This is a genomic window from Arthrobacter sp. AFG20, assembly GCF_002892795.1.
GTDB lineage: Bacteria > Actinomycetota > Actinomycetes > Actinomycetales > Micrococcaceae > Arthrobacter.
In genome coordinates this window covers 255,947-276,947 of sequence record NZ_PJMC01000004.1, presented here as the reverse complement: position 1 = coordinate 276,947, position 21,001 = coordinate 255,947, and the positions used below count along the sequence as shown (strand labels likewise).

Here is a 21,001-nt window from a genome sequence, read left to right as displayed (position 1 = left end):
GGGTGGCTGAAGAACCAGATCTGGGACCATCACTCCCTGTTCGAGTCCGGGTTCACTCCCGTTCCGGAGGACGAGCGGACGCCGGGGGAATTCCTCATGGGGGAGCTGTCGTTCGGCGACACCGTTCTGCTGGCCGATCCGGCACTGGTGCCCGTTGATCCTGCAGCGCGTGCCCGCGGAATCCAGCTGATCAAGGAGCTGGCACCGCACGCAAGCAGAGCGCCCATCGCAAGGTTTTCCCACGCTGCCCTGCTTAGCATCGGAGGTGTCATTCCGGTCTGGGCCCTTTGGAGGCTGGCACCAATGAATCTTCTCGGGCTCACGGACCTTTACCGCGCGGTCCATATCAAGGGCCTGGCAACGTCCTGGGCCGCGGCCGGGCCCGTCCTCGGGGGTCGAGCGCTTCGCGGCCCAGGGACTATTGCGGTTCTGACCGCACGACTACCGGGGCCCCAATGAAAGCCGGACGAACCCTCGTCGTTGCCTGTCTCTTGTTCGCTTGGCAGGTTGCCCAGGTCCCAGCGGCAGGCGCAGGGGGTTCCCCGCCGCCTGACCACGCCGTGCTGGGCTACGACATCTCCTGGCCCCAGTGCGGCAGCGATCTTCCTGAACCTAAGGGGTTCGCCGTCATCGGCGTAAACGGCGGACGGCCGCATACCACGAATCCCTGCCTGGCCGCGCAGCTGGCCTGGGCAGCCCGCTTTTCGGGTCCGGCGAAGGGGACCCCCGTGGCACTGTATGTCAATACAGCCAATCCCGGAGCCACAGCCCACTGGTGGCCCAGATCAAACGCCTATCGGGGAGCCAACGTCAGAAACCCCTACGGGGAGTGCGACGGCACCGACACCGCGGCTTGTGCGTACATGTTCGGGTATGCCATGGCCTACGACGACGTCAACCACCGCGGCGTCAGCGATGCCGCACACCATATCTGGTGGTTGGATGTGGAAACCGGGAACAGCTGGTCACCCGACCGTGCAGCCAACGCCGCAGATTTGGAGGGCATGACCGCATACCTGCAGAGCATCGGAGCAGAAGTTGGCATCTATTCCACCACGTACCAGTTCCGCGAAATTGCCGGCACCGTTGGTCCCGGCAGCAACCTGAACAAACTCAACAGCTGGATCGCCGGGGCAACCTCCAGAGCCTCTGCCCGGGCCTACTGTTCCTCTCCGCCCCTCACATCCGGCGGAACCGTTGCCCTGACGCAGTTCACCGCGGGACGTTTCGACTACGACTACCCATGCCTTCCCATCCCGTCGAAGCCTCCGGCAACACCGCCGAAACCCCGGCATCCACCGGATCCGCCGAAAGCCCTGGACCGGCCGGGTCCACCCCGCGCGCCATCATTCATGCGCTTCTACTAGACCGGGAATCAGTGCCCGTCCGGCTGCGGTGGCCATCCGGCCGTGTGCCGCCCGTGGCGGTATTGGACTGCCGTGGCGGGATCGGCCCAGATGGCCCATTCCTTGACGTCAATCGTGGGCCTTCCCAGGAAGTGGCCTTGGCCGGCCGCCACTGCCAGCCGCGTCAGGACCGCAAGTTCGGCGGCGGTTTCGATTCCGACGGCGGCCAGCGCCGCCCCGGTCTGCCGACCGAATTCGACAAGGTCGGCCACCAGGTACTGGCGGCTTGGATCGGCGTCGATCCCTGCAACCAGGTCGCGGCCGATCTTGATGAGGTCCGGCCGAAGGGAACGGATGTGGCGCATGGAGGCAGCGTCCGTGCCCGCCTCATCGACCGCCAGCCCCATGCCGGAATTGCGCAGCGGCGTCAGGATGTCCAGCAGGGGGCCCAGTTGGCCCGACTGGAGCGGCTCGGTGAGTTCCAGCATGATCCGGGACGGTCCCAAAGGCGCGCGTTCCAGGAATCCGGGCAGCCGGGGATCCAGGCATACGGCCGGGGAGAGATTCAAGGCGACTACCAGATGGTGTGGGAGATCCTGCGCGGCGGCCACAGCCGCCTGCAGCGCTGAGAACTCCAGATCCGCGCCCAACCCGACGGCGGCGGCGTTCTTGAACCAGGAACCTGCACCGCTGCCGTCTTCCTCCCACAAGAACCGTGTCAGGGCCTCCGCCCCGATGACTCCACCGCGGCCGAGATCATGGACCGGCTGGAACGCCGTGACGAGCATGCCGCCATGCAGGATCGCCTCGATGGCCGCCTGTCCGCGGCCGGGAACACTGATCTGTTCCCCGGCCGCAGGCCGATGCACATCCTGCCTGTTGGGATTTGGCCTGTTGTTGGCTTGTCGGTTGTTGGCTTGCCGGGCCAGGGAGCGGGTGAACACCAGGTGCTCATGGAGTGCTGCTTCCGGATTTCCGGGATGCGCCGCCACATGCTCCCTCAGCCGCTCCCGGACCTCGGCTCCTTCCGGATCAGTGCCGGCCAGGACTGCCTCGATAATCTCGTAGGCCTGTTTCCGCACCAGCGGGGCCTCGGAGCCGGGCCGGTCGTCCGGCCAGGTGTCATCGTCGTAGGGGAACCGGGTATTGTCCAATGGGCACTCCTCTGGTTCCGGGCTGCTGGCCGCTGGCTGGACTTCCTGCCTCGGATGCATCTTAAGCGCGGGTGAGCCGCATTTACGCGTCTGTGACAATAATTTCACGGACCTGTAAACAACAGCACTGGCTAGACCGTGACCGTGCCGTCCACCGCGCTTCCCCCGCCCGGCCCCGGCTCCCGCCGCAGCCGGTTCCCCCAAAAGGCTCCTGCCCGGCGGCGCCGAGCCTGACCCGCGGTTCACCCTGGCCAACGAGCGCACGTTCCTGGCGTGGATCCGCACCTCCCTGGCGCTCCTGGCCGGCGGCATTGCGGTGGAGGCCTACACCACGGACGTCTTCCCGGAGCCCATCCGCCGCGAGCGCGGTGTGCCTCCGCTGGCTTCCGGACCAGGGACCGTTCGTCCTGGCGATGTTCGGCCTCACCGTTGCCGCCGGAAAGATATTGGGCGCCATCAGCCTCGAAGACGCCGCCCGAACCGAATCCCGGCAGGCCGTCGCGGCCCTGCAGGACCGTGGCAACCAGGTGGCCATGATCACCGGCGACGCCCGGCAAGTTGCGCAGGCCGTCGCGGACGAGCTGAACATCGATGAGGTCTTCGCCGAGGTGCTGCCGGCCGACAAGGACAAGAAGGTCAGCGAACTGCAGGGCCGGGGTTTCAAGGTGGCGATGGTCGGGGACGGCCGCAAGATGTGGCAGAACCTAGTCTGGGCCACAGGCTACAACGTCATCTCCGTCCCGCTGGCAGCAGGGGTGCTGGCCTTCGCCGGCGTCACGGTCTCCCCCGCGGCCGGTGCCGTGCTCATGTCAGTGTCCACCATCGTCGTCGCCCTCAACGCCCAGCTGCTGCGCCGCGTCAAACTGAACCCGTCGCCATCGCTGCGGCAATCACCCTGGCCGGCTGCGGCAGCGGATCCGGCAGCGGCACCACCACGACCGACAAGAGACGACGGCTGACCTCAACGCTGTACCCACGCATCCCCGCCCGAACCGGAGCAGGGCAGACAGCAGAACCGGGCGGGGCTAGGGTGGCGTCATAAGTGGCAGGCGCAGATTCCACCGACAGGAGCAGACCATGACGCACCACATCACCGCGATGCTCAATGCCCATCCGGGGGGCACCGGAACTGAGGACAAGGAGAAGCTGGCCGCGTGCATTGCCGCCTGCTTCGAATGTGCCCAGACCTGTATCGCCTGCGCCGATTCCTGCCTGGCCGAAGAGAAGGTCGCTGATCTCGCCAGGTGCATCCGGACCGACCTGGACTGCGCGGACATCTGCGCCGTAACCGGCACCGTCCTGACCCGGCAGACCGGCGACAGTTCCGCCATCGTCCGGTCCATGCTCGAGGCCTGCCGGACCGCCTGTGCCGCATGCGCTGCGGAGTGCGAAAAGCACGCCCAGATGCATGAACACTGCAGAATCTGTGCCGAGGCCTGCCGCCGCTGCGAAGCCGCCTGCACCACGCTGCTGGAGTCGCTCTCCTAGAAAATTTCGACAGGCTAAATCGCCGTACCGCGAGGTCTGGACGCCAACGGTCAGCATACTTAGCATTAAGCCGTGACCGTGATGTGTCTGCCGCGCCAACACCGGCACGACTGGCGCGGCCTGAATTCCCGAGCGAACCAACCTAAGGAGAGCGCCATGCCTACAGCACGTGAAATCATGACCGGCGGCGTTGAATGTATCGGCGAAAACGAAACCCTCGAAGCGGCGGCCCGGAAAATGAAAGACCTCGACGTCGGCGCACTGCCGATCTGCGGGGAGGACAACAGGCTCAAGGGCATGATCACCGACCGGGACATCGTCATCAAATGCTTCGCCGAGGGAGGCGACCCGCGCACGGCAAAGGCCGGGGATTTTGGTCAGGGCAAGCCGGTGACCATTGGCGCGGATGACTCGATCGAAGAAGCGATCAGGACCATGGGAGAGCACCAAGTCCGCCGACTGCCGGTCATCGACGGCCATGACCTGGTCGGCATTCTCACGCAGGCAGACATCGCGCGGAACTACCCCGAAGAGCGCGTCGGGGAACTCGTAGAGCTCATTTCGTTCTACTAGGCCTATTGCTCCGAAGAGCCTGCTTCGCTTTACCGCTTATGTCAGGTTCGGCCAGCGGGATCCCCGCCGGGCTTGTCCCGGCAGTTCCACTGGCGTGAGCCAAGGCCGTGAACAGGTTCCCGGCCGCACATGCGCTGCCGGGAACTTTGTGTTTTGAGCCGAAGTGGGACGGATACTTCACTACACATTGTCAATCGCTGGGCCATCGCCTGTCCTGCTGCCATGACTTCCGTCGTGCAAGTATCGCCGCATGGATGACGATGAGCGGCAGATAAGGCAAGAATTGATGATCGTCCATGCCCTGGTACAGGCGATGAATCGGCGCGACGAGGTCTTCCAGATGATTGAGGATTCAGAGGACAGGGACGAAGCAATGCATCGGGTGGGCAGGGCCAGCACGGCCAGGGCTGTTGACTCTGATCCGGCATGCGCTCATACCCGCGTCCGCGGCAGACCTCCCTCACACGCCCGCAACTGCTGAGGAAGCGTCGGATACAGCTCCCGCGCTTGTCAGTCATCCGGTGTCACCCCGGAATGAAAAACGCTGCTGCGCACCCACTCTCTTCCGGCCCACCAACTCCCTCAGTCGGGTCTGCTTGGAAGACAGGCCGGGGGCGACGATCTCTTTCACGGGCCATGACGCCCAGCCGGAAACCGGAACCACCCCCGCCCTCCCAACGTAAACGACAACCACCCCACCTCAACAGGGGGTACTTAAGAGATACAAGCCCGTTACGCAAGTGGTTTGGGAACAGAGGACGACGGCGGCACTTGCGTGCCGCCGTCGTCCTCCCAGTCGCTAAGGCAGTCAGTGGCTAAGCCCTCGGAGAGTTACCTGTGGTTGTTCGAAACCCAGATGGTGACCGTGTTGCTACGGTCAAAATCGCTCGAGCTGTTCCTGTGGTCGCCGTGGCCCCTGTTGTTGTCTTCCACACGGATCCAAACTGCGTGGAAGGCCTTGACAAAGCGGTCGCCCCGGTCAGCCGTTACGCGCTCGACGTTCACGATTTTCTCGTGGTGTCCGGACACCGACACGGTGTCCCAGGCGTCCCCGATTTTCTCGATGTCACGGTGGCCATGCTTCTGGAACATCTTCTGGTTGTAACGAACATCGGCATCCTTGTCGCAGCGGATCTTGAACGCGAAGGCAACCCGCACCGACTTGTTGCGGTCGCCGCCCTTGTTGCCATGGTTGTCAATGAAGGCGTTCCGCCCATGGTCCTTTGCGTACGGGTCGAGCGCTGTGACGGTGCAATCTGCTTTTCTCGAATTATCGCCCATTGCGGAGGCTGGCGCCGCGATGGCGATGGGGCCGGCGAGCAGTCCCAGGGAAACTGTAGAGATCATCGCGAACCGCGTCGAGAAGGAATGGCGGCTACGGATCGTTGGAGTTGTGGTCATTTCTTGCTCCTGCATTTTTCTGCAAATATTTTTAGGGCGGCCAGCGTTGGCCGATCCCGTTGCGTTGGCAGGCTGTGTCAGCCATTTGCCGCGAAATTAAAAAAGGTCTCCCGTAAGCTGCGGGAGACCTGGAAGCCGGATTCGTTTTCAAGGCTCATTCCCTTGGATCCGGTATTTCATTATCGTACGCCTGACTTCCGGTGCGAGCACCAGTTCGCGGTGAATTTCTTTGCCCGGCCTCAAGCGAATTCCGCTGTTTTCCCGACGCTGCACTCATGCGATCCGGTGATCCTGTGGTTTCGCGGCCCGCAAAAGGAGAGGCGCCATGAAAAAGACGGCATTTGGAGCCCAGGCCCGGCGGGACACGCCCCGTGATGTAGCCCTTTGCCTGCCCATCTGCCACGCCATGAGGGTGATAAGCGCTGGTGCGGGCACGGCAGAAGCGGCCTCCGCAGGCGCACAGGGGGGCCGTTTACCTTAGTTGATTCTGCGGGAACGGTGGTGAGAACGGCCCGCGGCATCAGGCCTTTCCGTTCTTGGTCGGCTATTCGGTACTAGCCGTACCGGTGCCCGTTGTCGCCCCCACCCTTGTCGTGGTCCTGCCGAGCAATGCTGAAAAGACCTTTGTTGCTGGTGCCCGAATCCTTTACGAGGACTCCTTAAGTCGTGTGGATGCGCGATTTCCGGTAACACGTGCAATTTCTTCTCGCGCACAATTCACGCGGGCCCGGAAAATCCAACGGGACGGACACCCGAATGGCTTAGTTGGTTTTTGCTTTTGCCTATTCTGGCCGCCACTTCAGCGTGCGGCATGCATGTGTGAATGAAGAGTGAGCGCGGATTCCACTATTGAAAAGTCCGCTTACAGTTCTCCTCTTGCCTTGCCGCGATTATGCCTCTACGACTAGAGGACCTTTGATTACTTAACCTACTCACACATTCCATCAGAGTGCACCATCACTAAGTACTCGTTTTTCGGCACTGCCCACTACTTGTTTGCTCGGGCGGCAGCTGACCAGCACGTATGCCGCCACGTACTGGAGCCGCTGCCAGGGAGCTACCCCACCGGCTCCCAATTCTCAGCCGTGGATAACCTGAACTGACCCAACCATGGACGGATCAAGGCCACCAATTCCGCGGCCGAGTGATCAGCGAGCACGAGTTTTCCCACGGCCGGAGGCAGGTGTACGGAATATCCATTATCAGCGTTCGGTGCCGGCCGTCTCTAGACGAGAGACTCCCGCATCTGATTGCGAGCCTGCCGGTTGGAGCGCCGCCCAAGTGGGTCTTGGTCGTGTGCATGAAATCCGAGACCGGGCGTCATGACGTCAACATAGGGCCAGCCCGTGGCTCGGTATGCTCCGCGCTGAAGCGCTTCTCTTGACCCGTCGGTTGCGTCAACTAGATTGACGTCATGGATGGTGATGCGGGGTCGGTCGAGCAAGCACTCAGCAGCGGTGATATCCACGAGTTGCTCAAAGTCTGGGAAGACTTCAACCGCGGCGAGACCTGGCGCGAAATCTCTGCCACCGGCAGCGGCCAGGCGCGGACGGCCGCAGCACAGTTCCTTGCGGAGGTATCGGAGGTCGCAGCGCTGGAGGCGCTGCGTGCGAACGCTAAGGCCGTCGAACTGCTCACGGCCAGGCGCTGGCACGTCATCAAATCCGCCCGTGAAGGTGGCGCGACGTGGGCCCAGATCGGCGAAGCACTGGGGATCACAAGACAAGCCGCCCATCACTTCTACCGCCGCAAGATCGAATAACAGGAAAAGTACCTGCCGGACCTGCATGACGCGGCAGCCGCGTCATGCTTTCTCATGCAGCTGGCGTCATCACCTTCGTACCTCGGCAGGCCAAGCTGTCCTGAACTTCGCCCCTACCAGCCCAGCCGCTTCGCGGAAGCTGGCACCCCTCAGGTTGACGGAATCACGGTTATCCACGTGCCTGTCATCGATCCGCCAGCAGGTCGTTGTGCATGTATCCGATTTGACCGACGACGACGGTTGGCCCGCCTTCACTGCCGCAGCACTGGAGGCAGGAGTAGGATCCAGCCTCTCCGTCCCGCTCGTCCTTGCGGGGGAAGCGGAAGCGGGTCTCAACCTGTACTCCACCCGGTCCCACGGCTTCAGCGGTGACGACATCAGCATGGTCGAAACGTATTCATACCATGCCTCCAAAGCACTGCGCCTGGCCGTGCGAATCAGCCAGCTGGCGGAGCGAAAGCCCACCTCACAGCTGCTATGGAATCCCGGACCACCATCGATCTGGCATGCGGTGCCATCATGGCGCAGAACCGCTGCAGCCAGGAGTCGGCCATGAGGATCCTGAAGATCGCTTCCAGCACCCGGAACGTCAAACTCCGGGACATCGCCGCATCAGTAGTCACTTCGCTTTCCCACGACCCGAGCGTCAGGACGCACTTCGACGCGTAAGAGAATTTCAAACGGTCTGTACGGCCACTTTCTTAAACGAATATCGCAACCGACCCCTGCAGCCGCCACGAACTGATCACAGAAGGCCGCCAAACAGCGATCAAATCCACAGCGGCCAGCTCCCGCTGTTCGGGCCGGTCCGGTCCCAACAAAGGGTCGTTTGTTGAGACCCGCCCAAGGCCCACACCGTCGGCCTATGAAGGTTGCAGGAAGGCGACGGTCCGGTTACTCGTCAGCGCGTCTTCGGGCCGAGAGGTTCCGCCAGTGAAGGACCACCGCAACGATGATTAGCGGGACGTGAATGGCCGGGAGATTTCGCGCGAGCCATTTTGGAAGGTAGATGTCAGTGACAGAGCCCTTACTGTCTCCGAGGTTTCGCGCGACCGCGGTAAGTGGGCAGTGAAATCCGTTACCGGCAAAGACTAATGTCTCGAGGGCCACGACCGCTGCCGCGGTCCCGGCCCTCCGGTCCGACTGTCGCCGGATGCCGGAGTACAGGACATAGAGCATGCAGGCCTCGACGGTGAACCACGCAAACGTGTGGAACGCCTTCACCGCCTTGAGCCGCGTGGCGCGTTCGTCCATAACCCCATGATCGTGCTCGCCTCCTGGAAATACGAGTCCCAGGTCAGCCGAAAAGAACGACTCTCTCTCACTTCCAAGAAGTGGGACGCTGCCATTGGGTTAGTCTGGCTGCAGTTGGGGGATCTTCAGCTCGCAATAAATCGTGCTCGGTATACGGAAGCTGGGACAGGCTGGCCTCACCAGTGCTTCAGATTCTTGGCCAAAGACGGGACTCGCATGATCGTTGACTTCATCCTCGAGCTAACCGTGGTTGCGCATACGTTCATGGAGCAGCTGTTCGATCGCCGAAGCCCCGCAGGCAAGGGGAGGGTTCGCAAGAGCCTGGAACGCCTGAAGACCAGGCGCTCCGAGAACCCCTTATCATTCTTCGGAGCCAATTGTCTGCACCCTGACCTAATAGGGTGGCAGATCGTTTGGATCCTGGATGTCGCGCAGATGGGCCAGCAGAACCAGCTCCGGGTGGTCGGGGGTTATGGCCAAATGTCGCAGCAGTGACGCCCGCATGTCGGGATTGAGGTCGCTTTGGGCCAGGAGCTCGCCTATCAAGCGCTTGAGCTGGAACTGTAGAAGCCCGCCCTGCATGAACCGTGCCGGCAGAGTATCTGAGGCGGGAAGGTGCCTTTCGGACGGGGCAGCACGCTTGCGATTGGGCTTGGTCATGGGAGGACGTTCGAGAAGGATCACTGGTCCTGCCCTTTCGCCTGCCGGGAACTGCGGAATGGACGCTGCTCATCATTTGGCGTCACGAGCACGGGGACGGCTCCGGTGACCAGCGTGCCCAAGCGTGCCGCAGCGCCCAGTTCCAGACCTGTGTCCGTGAATCGGAGGTTGTCACAACTGATGACCAGGACCTGCCCTGCTCTGGCTCCTTCGTGCCATATGACGTCGCCGGGGTCTGTTCGGTCCAGCTGCTGGGAATGCATCAGCGCACCGTCCACGCGCAGTTCGATCGCTCCACCGCCGTCAACGGTGCAGGTGCACGTGTCCCGCGCCGGGACAGCCTGCGACGCGATCTCGCTATAACTGTCGCTCAGGGCCATTTGGAACCCGTGGTTGAGCAGTGCTGAAACCAGAGCGGATGTCATCTCACCTCCCGGGCACCGAAGACCAGGCTGGGCACCAGTGTGTAGGCCAGCACGGGAATTTTCGTCTGCCCGGTCCCGCCCCAGTTGAGGGCCAGCCGGGCACCAACGGAGGTCAGGTCATCCCCGATGCACTCGGTCGCCTGGCTCACGTTCAGCCCGGGTTGCTGGCACTGCAGGTGATAGACGGCAGGATCGAAGGTAAGGGACACCGTGCCCTCCGTATCGCAGCCTTCGCTGATTTCCACCGTAAGGGCCAGGGCAGCGCCGGGACCAAAAGGGAGCCAGCACGCAGCACAGCGGCGGGCCGCTGCCATCACCGACTCAATGTATGGGGCGGTGTCCCTGCCCTTGAACGTTTCCAGTCGTGCGTCCCACGCGGCATTGCTGGTGGTGGGCATTTTCGCCGTCCATTCCGTGATGCCACTCCGGTGACGCGCTCATTGCGCGGCAATCACGTCCTGGAGCGGGAGTTGGCCGCCGGGCTGGCATGACGCGAGGCGTGCGCTGCCAGGCCCGGCGCACTGACCGGAACGAGTCTGAGGTCTAACTCCCCAGCCAGATGACACAGCCTGACACCGCGACCTTGCAGAATCCCGTGTCGACCCTATGTACCTGAATCGGGGGCCCGCTCAAGGTGGCCCCCTAACCGCCGAGGGCCAGCCAGGGTGAGATATTTTCAGGACCTTGGTACAACAACGACTATGGAGAACGCGCTCCCAGGTTTGACGGCTTTTCCCAAGGCGACGCAGCCACCATGGAGCCCTGGCCGTCTGTATCCTCAGGAACCACGGTCAGATCCCGGGTCCGGGCGGGACTCCCTCCGTCACCGCCCGGACCTGGTGATCCTCGGTGCTGCAAGCCTTGGCCCCCTCGTCTTCACGTCATGAGCTGAATCAGCTCCCCCGGCCTCGCTGCACCAGATACCGCACATGACCCAGGCAGATGGCATCCGTCCCAGCCAGCAGGGAACCGCCTTGGCAAAGGACGTCTGGACGTTCGGGATCGCTGTCGCCCTCGTGCTGGACCGAAAGCCCAAATCCGGAGACACCCGTTAGCGAACCCCGCAAAGGGCACTTTGCTGGATACCTTTGCAGGCGACTGCCCACGGAACGTCGGAGTGAAAGCGGAAAGCCCCCGCATCCAAAGTGGATGCGGGGGCGGGCTTCCCAGCGATAGGAACCGCCACGGCTGAGCCGCAGTGAGCCTAGAGACAGGCTAGACCGCCTTCCTCGGAAATCCACCGAAGCTCGGTCGGCGTCATTAATCGCGGCCGCAAGGTTCTGATGGACAGGGTGCCCGTAGAACTGGACGAAACCTTGGGTCGCGGCGTACTCAAGTGGTGTGGCTTGGTTCAGTCGTCACTGCCATGACCGCCGTGGCCACCGCTGTCGTCTCCCGGTTCCGGCGCCTTCGGGGTGTTCTCCTGAAGCTCACATTCGCCGAGTGTGAGATGCGGTCCAGAATGCATCGTAAACAGGGCCGGGCCCCTGAACCGGCTTGTTGATGTTCAGGGGCCCGGCACTTTGTGTTGCAGGCGTGCAGTCGTCCGTTACCTCCCGGTGGTGAAGGTCCAGGTTGTGCTGGCCAGTGGGTTACCACCGGCGTCCCGGATTGCTGCGGCCCCGCCGGTCAGCGCGGCGGTGTACCGGGTACTTGCCGCCAGGGTCGCTGAGGGGTTGAGCGTGGCTACCCGGGTGGTGGCGTTGTAAGTCACGACCGCGGTGATGGAGGTGGTGCCGTTCTTCAGGGTGAACGTGGTGCCGCTGAGACCGGCGACGTTTTCACTGAAGGTGGCGGTGATGTTTGCCGTGCGGGAAACGCCGGTCGCGCCGGAGGCGGCGGTGCGGCTGGTGATGGTGGGGGCTGGACCGGTGGTGAAGGTCCAGCTTGAGGTTGCAGCCGGGTTGCCGGCCGTATCGCGGATCGCGGCGGTACCGCCGGTCAGGGTAGCGGTGTATTTGGCATCGGCAGCGAGGTTGGCTGACGGGTTAAGGGTCGCGACCCGGGTCGTGGCGTTGTAGGAGACTACTGCCGCTATTGCCGTTCCTGCCGCGTTCTTCAGCGTGAATGTGGTGCCGCTGACACCGGTCACGTTTTCGCTGAAGGTAGCGGTGATGTTGGCCGTGGTGGACGCGGCGAAGGCTCCTGTTCCGGGGGTGCGGGTGGTGATGGTGGGTGCCGGACCGGTGATGAAGGTCCAACTGGTTGTTGCCAACGGGTTGTTGGCTCCGTCCCTGATGGCCGAGGCGCTGCCGGTCAGGGCGGCGGTGTATTTCGTGTCCGGGACCAGGGCCGCGGTCGGGTCAAGAATCCACTGGTTCGTGGTTCCGTTGCGGGTGACCGCGGCAGCTACGGCTGTTCCGGCGGCGTTCTTCAAGGTGAATGTGGTGCCGCTGACACTCTGGACTGCTTCGTTGAACGTGGCGGTGATGTTGGCGGTGGTGCTGACGGTGGTCTCCGCCGGGGCCGGTGCCCGTGTTGTCAGGGTGGGTGCGGCCGTGTCGGGCGGTGGGGCAGTGGTGAAGGTCCAGGTTGATGTCACCAGCGCATTGTTGGCGGCGTCGCGGATTCCGGAGGCCCCGCCGGCCAGCGCGGCTGTGTAGGTGTTGTTGGCCGTGAGGCTGGCAGCCGGGTCAAGAGTTGCCACGCGGGTTGCGGAGTCGTAGGTGACCGCGGCGGGGATGGCGGTTCCTGCAGCGTCCTTCAGGGTGAAGGTCGCGGCGCTGACGCCCTGGACGGCTTCGCTGAAGGTGGCGGTGACGTTGCCCGTGGTGCCGACGTTGGTGGCCGCCGTTGATGGTGTCCATGTGGCGGTGGGCGCGGTGGTGTCGGGCGGGGGCGCGGTGGTGAACGTCCAGCTGGTGGTCGTGAGCTGGTTATTCGTGGCGTCCCTGATGGCGGCCGGGCCGCCGGTGAGCGTGACCGTGTACGTGGTGCCTGCGGCAAGGTTCGCTGTCGGGTCCAGGATCCACTGATTTGTGGCTCCGTTGCGGGAGACGTCGGCCGCTACCGGGGTGCCGGAAGCGTCCTGGAGGGTCATCGTGGTGTTGCTGACGCCCTGGACGTCTTCGCTGAGGGTGGCTGTGACGGTGGCTGTGGTGCTCACATTCAGGGCGGCGTCGGCAGGCGCACGCCCTGTGACGGTGGGCGCCACCGTGTCTGCCGGGCCGATGCGCCACGAATATGTCGCAGGCGCGCCGACATTGCCGGCTGCATCGGTGGAGCGGACGTTGAAGATGTAGTTACCGTCGACCTGGGCATCGTAGGTTTGGGGGGAGCTGCAGGTAGGATCCCACGAGGTGTTGCTCGGCATCAGCTGGCATTCGGACGTTGCTCCGGCTTCCCGGGTGAAGTTCAACGTCGGTGTGCTGTCCAGTGTGGGGTTTGATGGAAACGGTGCGGAGACGGTCGTCGAAGGCGCGGTCGTATCCACCGTGATGGTCAGTGCCAATGAGACCAGGTACTGGGGTGCGGCGGGGTCGACGGGAATTCCGTTCGGATCCAGCGTGTAGGCGGGGTTGGGCGTGCGTGTCTGAATCTTGTGGGACCCCGGTGCCATGGGGGACGCGGGCGAGAGGGAGTATGCAGTGCCGTCCGAGACGGCTGACGCTACCGCGGCCCCGTCCACGAGCAGCTCCACGGTGGTACCGGCCGGACCGGTGCCCGGAAGGGTGCCGGTGAACGTTGGCGTGGTGGCGTTGGTGATGTTGTCGGTGCCGGACCGGCCGCTGTCACCGGCTGCGGTCAGATCGGGAACGGACGGAGCGGCATCAGCGCCATCGTAGATCAGGCCCTGCACCGTGAACGTACTGACGGTCAGGACGTCAACACCGGGGCCTCCGGCGTCGGGTCCTTCCACGGTGACGAAGTTGTTCCCGGACGGGGCTCCAGTTACCGGGCGGGCCGTGTTGATGTCACCCAGGGTGCCAGGGGCGGCTCCGACCTGTTTGAGGAAGCTCGCTGTGGTACCTGCCTTGTAGTCACCGAGGAAAGCTTCGCCGACCCCCGCCCAGTCACAAGGCGTCGTGGCGCTGGGAGTGCAGACTCCGGCATCAATGGTTTGCTTGATCCGGCCGAGGGTGGGGACTTTTTTGTCCGGGGCGGCAACGAAGGTGTTAACGCCGTAAGGGTGTGTGATTTTGTACGATGCCCCGGCTTTGAGGTTATCCACGATGAAGCGGAGCCTGCCAAAGCCCATCTGCTCCCCCGGGACGACGGCTCCGTTGAGGTGGGCTCCCTCCAGGGCCGCTTCGTAGAGCAGGTTCCCGCTTGTGGCGCTGGCCTGGAACCAGAAGGCCTCCTCCGGGAAATTGTCCGGATAGGATGCCGGCTTCGCCGCGTCCGGGGGCTCGGAGAGGCACCCGGCACCAGCCATGTAGCACAGCTGCAGTTTGACGTTGCCGTCTGAATACCAGGTGGGAAAGCCATTCTGCGGGTCTACCGCACCCATTCCCGCCACTGCCGCCTGCACCGGGGCAACGCCCAGCGGTGCCAGCGCAGCCGCCAGCATGGTCGTGGACACTGCGGTCGCCAACCAACGGCGCAGCCCTGAGGCCGCCCCGGGCCGGGGCGCCGGGTCCCGCCCGCCAGAGCTCTTGGCGCGGGTGGCGCGTTTGGCATCGAAATTCTGGAACATATCGTCCTCCCCCTGTTGAGCATTTTCTCCAGAGACCGGGGCCTCAGAAGCGCGAGCTGTGGTGTCGCGCTGAGGTCAAGGACTAACAGGGTGATCTTGGAAACATCCTTGATGGAGCTTGGGCACCACACATCTCGACAGAATCCGCCTCGCCTGCGGAAAGCCCGTCCTGGCCGCCCAATTTGGGGGAACCCTCTATTTGCACTGTGAAGAAAGCCCCGTCGCCTCGGCAGCCGTCGCCCCTCTGTTGCTGACCGTTCCGCCCATCTAACCGGAGCCCGTGGCCGGGCCTGCTGGCTGTCGGCGAGCAAGACAGGGCCCCGCATCCGAGGGGTTTGAGGCCGGTCCGCAGGCTTCGCGGCGGGCGCTGCAGCCCTCATCCTCGCCTTGACCGCCCATGCCGTGACAACTAGGCGGCGTACTGCCGGTCCGAACGCCGAGTGGGTGCTGATGTACCGGGGCGGGCTGACCCGCTCCCGGATCGCCGCGCTTACCCGGGTCCCGGCCGCGACGGTCGGCTATCACCTGTCCGTGGCACTTGGAGCGGAGGCTGGCGTCCTGGTTGGAGCGGCGCCGCCGGGACGCCGCGGCCGGGACACTCGCACCCGCCCCACCGTGACGGGCTCGCCGCACTGCCGGACTGGCACTGGTCGCCGCGGGCCGTGGCGGATGAGGCCAGATGACAGGACCGGCTCGCCGCACTGGTGCGGTACCGGACGGCCGGGCAGGACCGGCCCCACACACGGCCGCTGTAATCGGTGAGGAACATGACCTCGGCGTCCGGCTGCACGCCCAGCGCCAAAAGGCACGCCGCGGCGACCTCGAACCCGACAAGGCACGGGCGCTGGATGAGGTGCTGCCGGGCTGGCGCACCGGCCGGCAACGCGGCCGCAAACCTCACGCTGTTCCCATCGGCGTGCAACCCGTTCTTTGTCGTACCCCTCCCCCAGAATGAACAGCGGCGGCTCAGAGGGCCGCTTTTTACTGGCGCGTCTATTCGAATATATGTTCTAAGGTTGTGTTATGGGACCAGAGCAAGCCAGCGCTTTGCAGGCGCGGTACGCCCGCCGGGCCGGCCCGATCGGGCTGACGGTGGAGGAGCTCGATTTCGAGCACTTCCCGGTCAAGAACGGCTTCCCCGGGATTCCGGTGAAGGCGTGGATCCGGTTCCCGAACTGCGCCGAGCTGGTAGACGGCGAGGTGTTCGCCTGGACACCCAAGGCAGCCGAAGTGACGTGGCAGGACGGGCCGGTGACCTACCGGACATGGGTGTGGAGCTCCGCGGTGACCCGCCGCGAAGAAATGATGAACAGAAACTTGGGAGAGCGGACCAACCGTGACAGCAACACTGAATGAAACAACCCTAGGCGCCCCGGTGGACGTCCGGTTCACCGCCACCGGCACTCCCCTGGCCGTCCGCTACGACGGCCGGGTCTGGGCCGTGGCAGCGGAACCGGTGCACTGGTTCGACCGGGACTCCTGGTGGGCGACCCGGCGCAGCGCACCGGTCGGTGCCGGGAACGTCGTGCACATCGAACACTGGCGCGTGCAGGTACGCCTCGGGTCCTCAACGTCGGCACTGCGGACCTTCGAGCTGCGCCGCGATCCGCTGTCGGAGCAGTGGCTGCTGGAATCCATCACTGACAACTGATCCACCCCTTGCGTAGCGTGGGCCCATGGGACTGATCTACGACGATCCGCGGCTGGCCACGCTGACACTGACGCGCATCGCCGCCGAGGAATTAGAAGGCCCCAGTGAAATGACGGGCCGCATGCGCGAAGTCCTGGACGACCTCGCGCAGCGCAACGGTGCCGGGTACCTGGCGGAGCTGGTCGGGATGGCACGGCTCTCTGGTCCCGCCAAGGCAAGGACCTGACTGGGTATTCCGTTGGCATGAAGCGCCGCTGTGTTGACTTTGGCCTAATGCCAGTGCAGTTTCCAGTGCGCGACAGGTGTCGCACACTTGCCTGAGTATGTCGGCTTCATTCAGGACGACTTGATTTAGCACCACCCCACATACCTTTAGCGTCCGCTCGAACCTCTAGTGGGACATCATCTTGCTTTTCCGCCGTTGCTGCGGGTGGACCAGGCGTGCCGGCGCCTGCGGCTGCCTCGCGACCGGGACTGGGTCCGCAAAGGCCAGCCCTACCGCTTCGCACACACTGGGCCAATCGGCGGCCAGCTAAGCCGCCATCGGGAAGTTCAATGTGTGTCGTGCCGCCTGGCATGCCGGTGGAAGCCGTTGACAGCTACGAAGTAACGCGGGTAACCTAGCTCACAATGCTGCAGGTAACTCGCGTTACTTGAGACGGCAAACGCGGAACACCTCAGAGCGAACCCTGGCACAACACCCAGGATCAACGAAGACCACCGGAGCATTCAATGGCGAAAACCACGACCCCCCAGAAAGCCGCCGCTGCGCGGCAGCGGGGTGTCACCATGAGTGATGTCGCCCAGCACGCCGGTGTCTCCCGTACGGCGGTCTCGTTCGTGCTGAGCAACCGCGAAAACGCCAGCATTTCTGAGGAAACGCGCATCCGCATCAACGACGCCGTGCAGGCATTGGGTTACCGCCCGAATGCCGGAGCACGCGCACTGGCTTCCCAGCGCAGTGACTGGTATGGACTCGTCACCGAGATCGTGACGGCCCCGTTTGCGGTGGACATCATCAAGGGCGCCCAGGATCAAGCCTGGCTTGACCGCCGGTTCCTGCTTATCGCGCCTTCCGACCAGGCCGATGCCGTAGGACCCAACCAGGGCCTGGAAGACGCAGCCGTTGAAAAGCTGTTGGAACAACGAGTGGAAGGACTTTTGTACGCGGCAACATTCCACCGCGGCGTACATGTTCCGGAAAGCGCCCACGAGGTGCCCACGGTCCTGATCAACTGTTTCGACGCGGACGGGAAGCTGCCCTCGATCGTCCCGGACGAGCGCGCCGGCGGCCGGGTTGCCGTCGAGCGCCTACTCCAAGCCGGCCACAGCAGGATCGGAGTCATCAATCTAGACCCGCGCATCCCCGCAGCTGTCGGGCGTTTGGAGGGTGCACGCGAAGCACTCGCCGGCGCCGGGCTGGAACTGGATCCGGATTTGGTGGTGTCCGGGTATGCGACGGCCGATGGGGGCTACGAGGCGGCCTGCGAAATCCTGGACCGCCATCCAAAAAATCAAAGGCCAACTGCCCTGTTCTGCCTCAATGACCGCATGGCGATGGGCGCTTACGACGCCATCAAGGAACGGGGACTGACCATCCCCGGAGACATCGCCGTGATCGGCTTCGACAACCAGGAACTAATTGCGGCCTACCTCAGGCCAAAGCTGACCACGGTTGCGTTGCCATTCGAAAAAATGGGCGCTCTGGGAGTCCAGACGCTCGCCGCTCTTACAGCAGGACAGCCGATCACTGCCGACCAGCAACTGGTCGACTGTCCGCTGCTAGAACGCTCTTCGGTCTGACCGCGAAATCAAGTTTCGAAGAGCAACCCTTGCCCACCCCTTCACCTTGCTGATGAAGATAGGAAAGAGACAACCATCATGACACAACCCCGATACCTGAGGTCCGCCCGCATTGCAGCGGCCGGACTGGCGGTAGGCGCAATGCTGCTGACCGGCTGCGCTGCCACCGTCAACAAGTCAGGCACAAGCTCCTCGACGTCGGACAACACGAACGCCATGCTCACCATCCCACGGGAAGACATGAGCACCTTCGACCGCAACTTCAATCCCTTTGCGCCGGCGGTGAATCCCATGGTCAACCAGGCGATCTACGAACCCCTGTTGGTCTTCAACCCGGCCAAGGGAGACACGACGCCGTGGCTCGCCACCGAATGGAAGACTGCTGCTGACGGCAAATCCATCACCTTCACCCTGCGCGACGGCGTGAAGTGGTCCGATGGCAAGCCGCTCGTGGCCGACGACGTCGCCTACACCTTCGAGCTCCAGAAGAAGCTCAAGGGCGGCTACGAGTACCTCGTCGGCGCCACCGCCGAGGGAACCAACAAGGTGACCTTCACCTTCAACAAGCCATGGTCTCCGGCGCTCTACGAAGTGGGCCAGCTGCCCATTCTGCCCAAGCACATCTGGTCTGCGATCGCCGACCCGGCGAAGGACGCCAACGCCACGCCCGTGGGAACAGGACCTTACACGGAGGTCGATTCCTTCCAGGCTCAGTCCTACGCACTCAAGAAAAACCCCAACTACTGGCAGCCGGAAAAACAGAAGATTGCTGGCATCAAGATGCTTGCAATGTCCGGCAATGACGCAGCCAATCTGGCCAGCGTCAACGGGGATGTCGACTGGTCCACCCAGTTCATCCCAAACATCGAGAAGACTTTCATCTCTAAAGATAAGGAGCACCGCCACTACTGGTTCCCGCCCACGGGTGCCATGATCAATTGGCAGCTCAACACCACCAAGGCTCCGTTTGACGACCCAAAGGTGCGCAAGGCGCTCAGCATGGCCGTGGACCGCGACCAAGTGACCAAAATCGGGATGAGCGGCTACGCCCAGCCCGCCGACTGCACCGGCCTTTCCGGCAACTACGAGAAGTGGAAGAACCCGGCCGTCAAGGACAACTGCAGCTGGACCAAGCTCAACGTGGACGAAGCCAACAAAGTCTTGGACGAAGCCGGCTACCCCAAGGGGGCCGACGGCAAGCGCACCTTGAAGGATGGAACGCCTTTCGAGTTCAAGATCTCCGTGGGCGCCAGCTCCTCAGACTGGCTGTCCGTAGCCAACGTGATCTCACAGAACCTCCAAGCAGTGGGAGTCACGGCCAAGGTGGACTCTCCGGACTGGGCCTCCGTGGTGGCCGGATACGAACAGGGCACGTTTGACTCCGGCATTGTCTGGAGCGCCAACGATCCCAGCCCGTTCAAGTACTTCAACAATGCCATGGGCAGCGCCACAGTGAAGCCGGTCGGCACCAAGACGTTCGACAACTACCACCGCTTTGGTGACCCCAAAGCCGATGCGCTCCTGCAGGATTTCGTTGCCGCCGGCGATGAAGCCAAGCAGAAGGACGTCGCGTACAAGCTCCAGGAAGAATACAACGACGCCGCCCCGCTGGTGCCGCTGTTCTCAGGACCTGAATGGGGCAACCACACGGACGTCCACTTCACGGGATGGCCGTCGCAGGACAACCCTTATGCCACACTTTCCGATCGTTCTCCTACCACGGTGCTGATTCTCACCACTTTGGAACCGCGCAAGTAACAGCTGGGCCCCGCAGGCCCGGCAGCCCGGCATGCCCGGCGCCGGATCACCGCGCCGGGCATGCCGCCCCCTCCCCATTACCGCAATACCTGAATGGAGGAAACCGTGCGCTTTATCCTGCGCCGACTGGGTTTCTACCTGATCGCCTTCTGGGCGTCCATCACCTTGAACTTCCTGCTGCCGCGCTTCATGCCCGGGGACCCCGTCTCCCGCATGTTCGCCCGTACCCAGGGCAAGATGCAGCCCGAACAGATCGATGCACTGCGTAAGCTGCTCGGTGTGGACGACCGTCCCATCTGGGAGCAGTACATCGACTATCTGCACAACATTGTCACGGGCAACATGGGCATTTCGATTTCCCGCTTCCCCGCCCCGGTCACAGAGGTCATTTCGTCCCAGATCGGCTGGACCCTCCTGCTCGGCGGGACCGCATTGGTGATTGCCGCCGTCGTGGGCAACCTGCTCGGCATCCTGGCCGCCTGGCGACGGGGCGGAGCGATCGATTCGGCGCTGCCGCCGGTGCTGGTGTTCATCGGTTCCTTCCCCTATTTCTGGCTCGCGATGGGTGCGCTGTACCTGTTCGGCGTGGTGCTGGGGTGGTTCCCGATCCGCCACGCGTTCACGGACGGTTTGGAGCCCGGGTTCACTTGGGAGTTCATCGGCGACGTCGGTGCGCACCTTGTGTTGCCGGCCTTGACGATTGTGCTGGTCTCCATCGGCGGGTGGATGCTGGGCATGCGGAACACGATGATCGCCACGAACTCCGAGGACTACATCACCATGGCTGAAGCCAAGGGACTCCGCCCGGGCCGCATCATGCTTCGCTACGCAGCCCGCAATGCCATGCTGCCGTCGGTCACGAGCTTCGGCATGGGGCTGGGCTTCGTGGTGGGTGGTGCGCTGCTCACCGAGGTGGTGTTCGCCTATCCCGGTGTTGGCTACCAGCTCCTCAATGCAGTCCAAGGCCTCGACTACCCGCTGATGCAGGGCCTGTTCCTGACCATCACCGCCGCCGTGCTGCTGGCGAACTTTCTGGTGGACATCCTCTACGTCCGCCTCGACCCGCGCGTGCGCAGCAACTGAGGGACCC

At 63.5% G+C, this 21,001-nt stretch carries 21 protein-coding genes and 2 pseudogenes; 16 read left to right on the top strand and 7 right to left on the bottom strand.

The genetic code is table 11. The features are described 5' to 3' along the window. Positions 1 to 728: 728 nt before the first annotated feature. Positions 729 to 1,367, top strand: coding sequence for a hypothetical protein (locus CXZ05_RS06675; RefSeq protein ID WP_180987305.1), 639 nt, complete (start codon positions 729 to 731; stop codon positions 1,365 to 1,367). 8 nt (positions 1,368 to 1,375) lie between these two features. Here CXZ05_RS06675 and CXZ05_RS06670 read toward each other — a convergent pair whose 3' ends face one another. After that, positions 1,376 to 2,500 carry an EAL domain-containing protein gene (locus CXZ05_RS06670; RefSeq protein WP_180987304.1) on the bottom strand — a complete coding sequence of 375 codons (1,125 nt, stop codon included), beginning with the start codon at positions 2,498 to 2,500 and terminating at the stop codon, positions 1,376 to 1,378. A 211-nt stretch (positions 2,501 to 2,711) separates the two neighbouring features. Between CXZ05_RS06670 and CXZ05_RS06665 the strand changes: the two are divergent. From CXZ05_RS06665 to CXZ05_RS06650, 4 genes and pseudogenes are all read left to right on the top strand, one after another. Then, positions 2,712 to 2,858, top strand: a pseudogene (locus CXZ05_RS06665) (YidH family protein); the annotation flags it as partial. Next, a pseudogene (locus tag CXZ05_RS06660) lies at positions 2,851 to 3,375 on the top strand (HAD-IC family P-type ATPase); the annotation flags it as partial. The pseudogenes CXZ05_RS06665 and CXZ05_RS06660, both read left to right, overlap by 8 nt. Before the next feature lie 202 nt (positions 3,376 to 3,577). Further along, the gene (locus CXZ05_RS06655) at positions 3,578 to 3,988 is read left to right on the top strand and encodes a four-helix bundle copper-binding protein (RefSeq protein WP_102971821.1); all 411 of its coding nucleotides are present in this window, start codon (positions 3,578 to 3,580) and stop codon (positions 3,986 to 3,988) included. A 156-nt stretch (positions 3,989 to 4,144) separates the two neighbouring features. Further along, positions 4,145 to 4,561: a CBS domain-containing protein gene (locus CXZ05_RS06650; RefSeq protein WP_102971820.1), complete on the top strand. Its 417-nt coding sequence runs from the start codon at positions 4,145 to 4,147 to the stop codon at positions 4,559 to 4,561. A gap of 831 nt (positions 4,562 to 5,392) precedes the next feature. On the opposite strand, the gene CXZ05_RS06640 is transcribed toward CXZ05_RS06650, so the two are convergent. Beyond that, positions 5,393 to 5,962, bottom strand: a complete 570-nt coding sequence (locus CXZ05_RS06640; RefSeq protein WP_102971819.1) for a hypothetical protein — start codon at positions 5,960 to 5,962, stop codon at positions 5,393 to 5,395. Between the two features lie 1,414 nt (positions 5,963 to 7,376). On the opposite strand from CXZ05_RS06640, the gene CXZ05_RS23065 reads away from it, so the two are divergent. The 3 genes from CXZ05_RS23065 to CXZ05_RS06630 are packed head-to-tail and all read left to right on the top strand — an operon-like array spanning position 7,377 to position 8,393. Beyond that, positions 7,377 to 7,724, top strand: a complete 348-nt coding sequence (locus CXZ05_RS23065; RefSeq protein WP_180987303.1) for a helix-turn-helix domain-containing protein — start codon at positions 7,377 to 7,379, stop codon at positions 7,722 to 7,724. A 25-nt stretch (positions 7,725 to 7,749) separates the two neighbouring features. Continuing rightward, entirely contained in the window at positions 7,750 to 8,280 is a 531-nt protein-coding gene (locus CXZ05_RS23680) for a GAF domain-containing protein (protein WP_374754630.1), read from the top strand. Then, positions 8,202 to 8,393, top strand: a complete 192-nt coding sequence (locus CXZ05_RS06630; RefSeq protein ID WP_102971817.1) for an ANTAR domain-containing protein — start codon at positions 8,202 to 8,204, stop codon at positions 8,391 to 8,393. Before CXZ05_RS23680 ends, CXZ05_RS06630 begins: the two co-directional genes overlap by 79 nt. Positions 8,394 to 8,618: 225 nt before the next feature. On the opposite strand, the gene CXZ05_RS06625 is transcribed toward CXZ05_RS06630, so the two are convergent. The 4 genes from CXZ05_RS06625 to CXZ05_RS06610 all read right to left on the bottom strand — a co-directional run bounded on the left by CXZ05_RS06625 (position 8,619) and on the right by CXZ05_RS06610 (position 10,461). Then, positions 8,619 to 8,978, bottom strand: a complete 360-nt coding sequence (locus CXZ05_RS06625) for a hypothetical protein (protein WP_102971816.1) — start codon at positions 8,976 to 8,978, stop codon at positions 8,619 to 8,621. A gap of 393 nt (positions 8,979 to 9,371) precedes the next feature. Then, positions 9,372 to 9,638, bottom strand: a complete 267-nt coding sequence (locus CXZ05_RS22795) for a hypothetical protein (RefSeq protein WP_146033062.1) — start codon at positions 9,636 to 9,638, stop codon at positions 9,372 to 9,374. A 20-nt stretch (positions 9,639 to 9,658) separates the two neighbouring features. Continuing rightward, positions 9,659 to 10,063 carry a hypothetical protein gene (locus CXZ05_RS06615; protein ID WP_102971814.1) on the bottom strand — a complete coding sequence of 135 codons (405 nt, stop codon included), beginning with the start codon at positions 10,061 to 10,063 and terminating at the stop codon, positions 9,659 to 9,661. Continuing rightward, the gene (locus tag CXZ05_RS06610; protein WP_102971813.1) at positions 10,060 to 10,461 is read right to left on the bottom strand and encodes a hypothetical protein; all 402 of its coding nucleotides are present in this window, start codon (positions 10,459 to 10,461) and stop codon (positions 10,060 to 10,062) included. The genes CXZ05_RS06615 and CXZ05_RS06610 overlap by 4 nt, the downstream gene beginning before the upstream one ends. A gap of 531 nt (positions 10,462 to 10,992) precedes the next feature. On the opposite strand from CXZ05_RS06610, the gene CXZ05_RS23355 reads away from it, so the two are divergent. Further along, positions 10,993 to 11,118: a hypothetical protein gene (locus CXZ05_RS23355; protein WP_258006473.1), complete on the top strand. Its 126-nt coding sequence runs from the start codon at positions 10,993 to 10,995 to the stop codon at positions 11,116 to 11,118. Positions 11,119 to 11,612: 494 nt separating this feature from the next. Here CXZ05_RS23355 and CXZ05_RS06605 read toward each other — a convergent pair whose 3' ends face one another. After that, positions 11,613 to 14,699 (bottom strand): Ig-like domain-containing protein, encoded by a 3,087-nt coding sequence (locus CXZ05_RS06605; RefSeq protein ID WP_102971812.1) that lies wholly within the window; start codon positions 14,697 to 14,699, stop codon positions 11,613 to 11,615. Between the two features lie 679 nt (positions 14,700 to 15,378). Between CXZ05_RS06605 and CXZ05_RS22790 the strand changes: the two genes are divergently transcribed. The 7 genes from CXZ05_RS22790 to CXZ05_RS06575 all read left to right on the top strand — a co-directional run bounded on the left by CXZ05_RS22790 (position 15,379) and on the right by CXZ05_RS06575 (position 20,994). Continuing rightward, on the top strand, positions 15,379 to 15,654 hold the full coding sequence (locus CXZ05_RS22790) for a helicase associated domain-containing protein (RefSeq protein ID WP_146033061.1): 276 nt from the start codon (positions 15,379 to 15,381) through the stop codon (positions 15,652 to 15,654). Between the two features lie 68 nt (positions 15,655 to 15,722). Beyond that, the gene (locus CXZ05_RS06600; RefSeq protein ID WP_102971811.1) at positions 15,723 to 16,055 is read left to right on the top strand and encodes a hypothetical protein; all 333 of its coding nucleotides are present in this window, start codon (positions 15,723 to 15,725) and stop codon (positions 16,053 to 16,055) included. A 19-nt stretch (positions 16,056 to 16,074) separates the two neighbouring features. Further along, positions 16,075 to 16,350 (top strand): hypothetical protein, encoded by a 276-nt coding sequence (locus CXZ05_RS06595; RefSeq protein ID WP_102971810.1) that lies wholly within the window; start codon positions 16,075 to 16,077, stop codon positions 16,348 to 16,350. A gap of 25 nt (positions 16,351 to 16,375) precedes the next feature. Continuing rightward, complete coding sequence (locus CXZ05_RS06590) at positions 16,376 to 16,576, top strand: hypothetical protein (protein ID WP_102971809.1); 201 nt, start codon at positions 16,376 to 16,378, stop codon at positions 16,574 to 16,576. A gap of 506 nt (positions 16,577 to 17,082) precedes the next feature. Beyond that, the gene (locus tag CXZ05_RS06585) at positions 17,083 to 18,153 is read left to right on the top strand and encodes a LacI family DNA-binding transcriptional regulator (protein WP_102971808.1); all 1,071 of its coding nucleotides are present in this window, start codon (positions 17,083 to 17,085) and stop codon (positions 18,151 to 18,153) included. 78 nt (positions 18,154 to 18,231) lie between these two features. Beyond that, positions 18,232 to 19,911, top strand: a complete 1,680-nt coding sequence (locus CXZ05_RS06580) for an ABC transporter substrate-binding protein (RefSeq protein WP_102971807.1) — start codon at positions 18,232 to 18,234, stop codon at positions 19,909 to 19,911. Positions 19,912 to 20,016: 105 nt separating this feature from the next. After that, positions 20,017 to 20,994, top strand: coding sequence for an ABC transporter permease (locus tag CXZ05_RS06575; protein WP_102971917.1), 978 nt, complete (start codon positions 20,017 to 20,019; stop codon positions 20,992 to 20,994). The last annotated feature ends 7 nt before the right edge of the window (positions 20,995 to 21,001 follow it).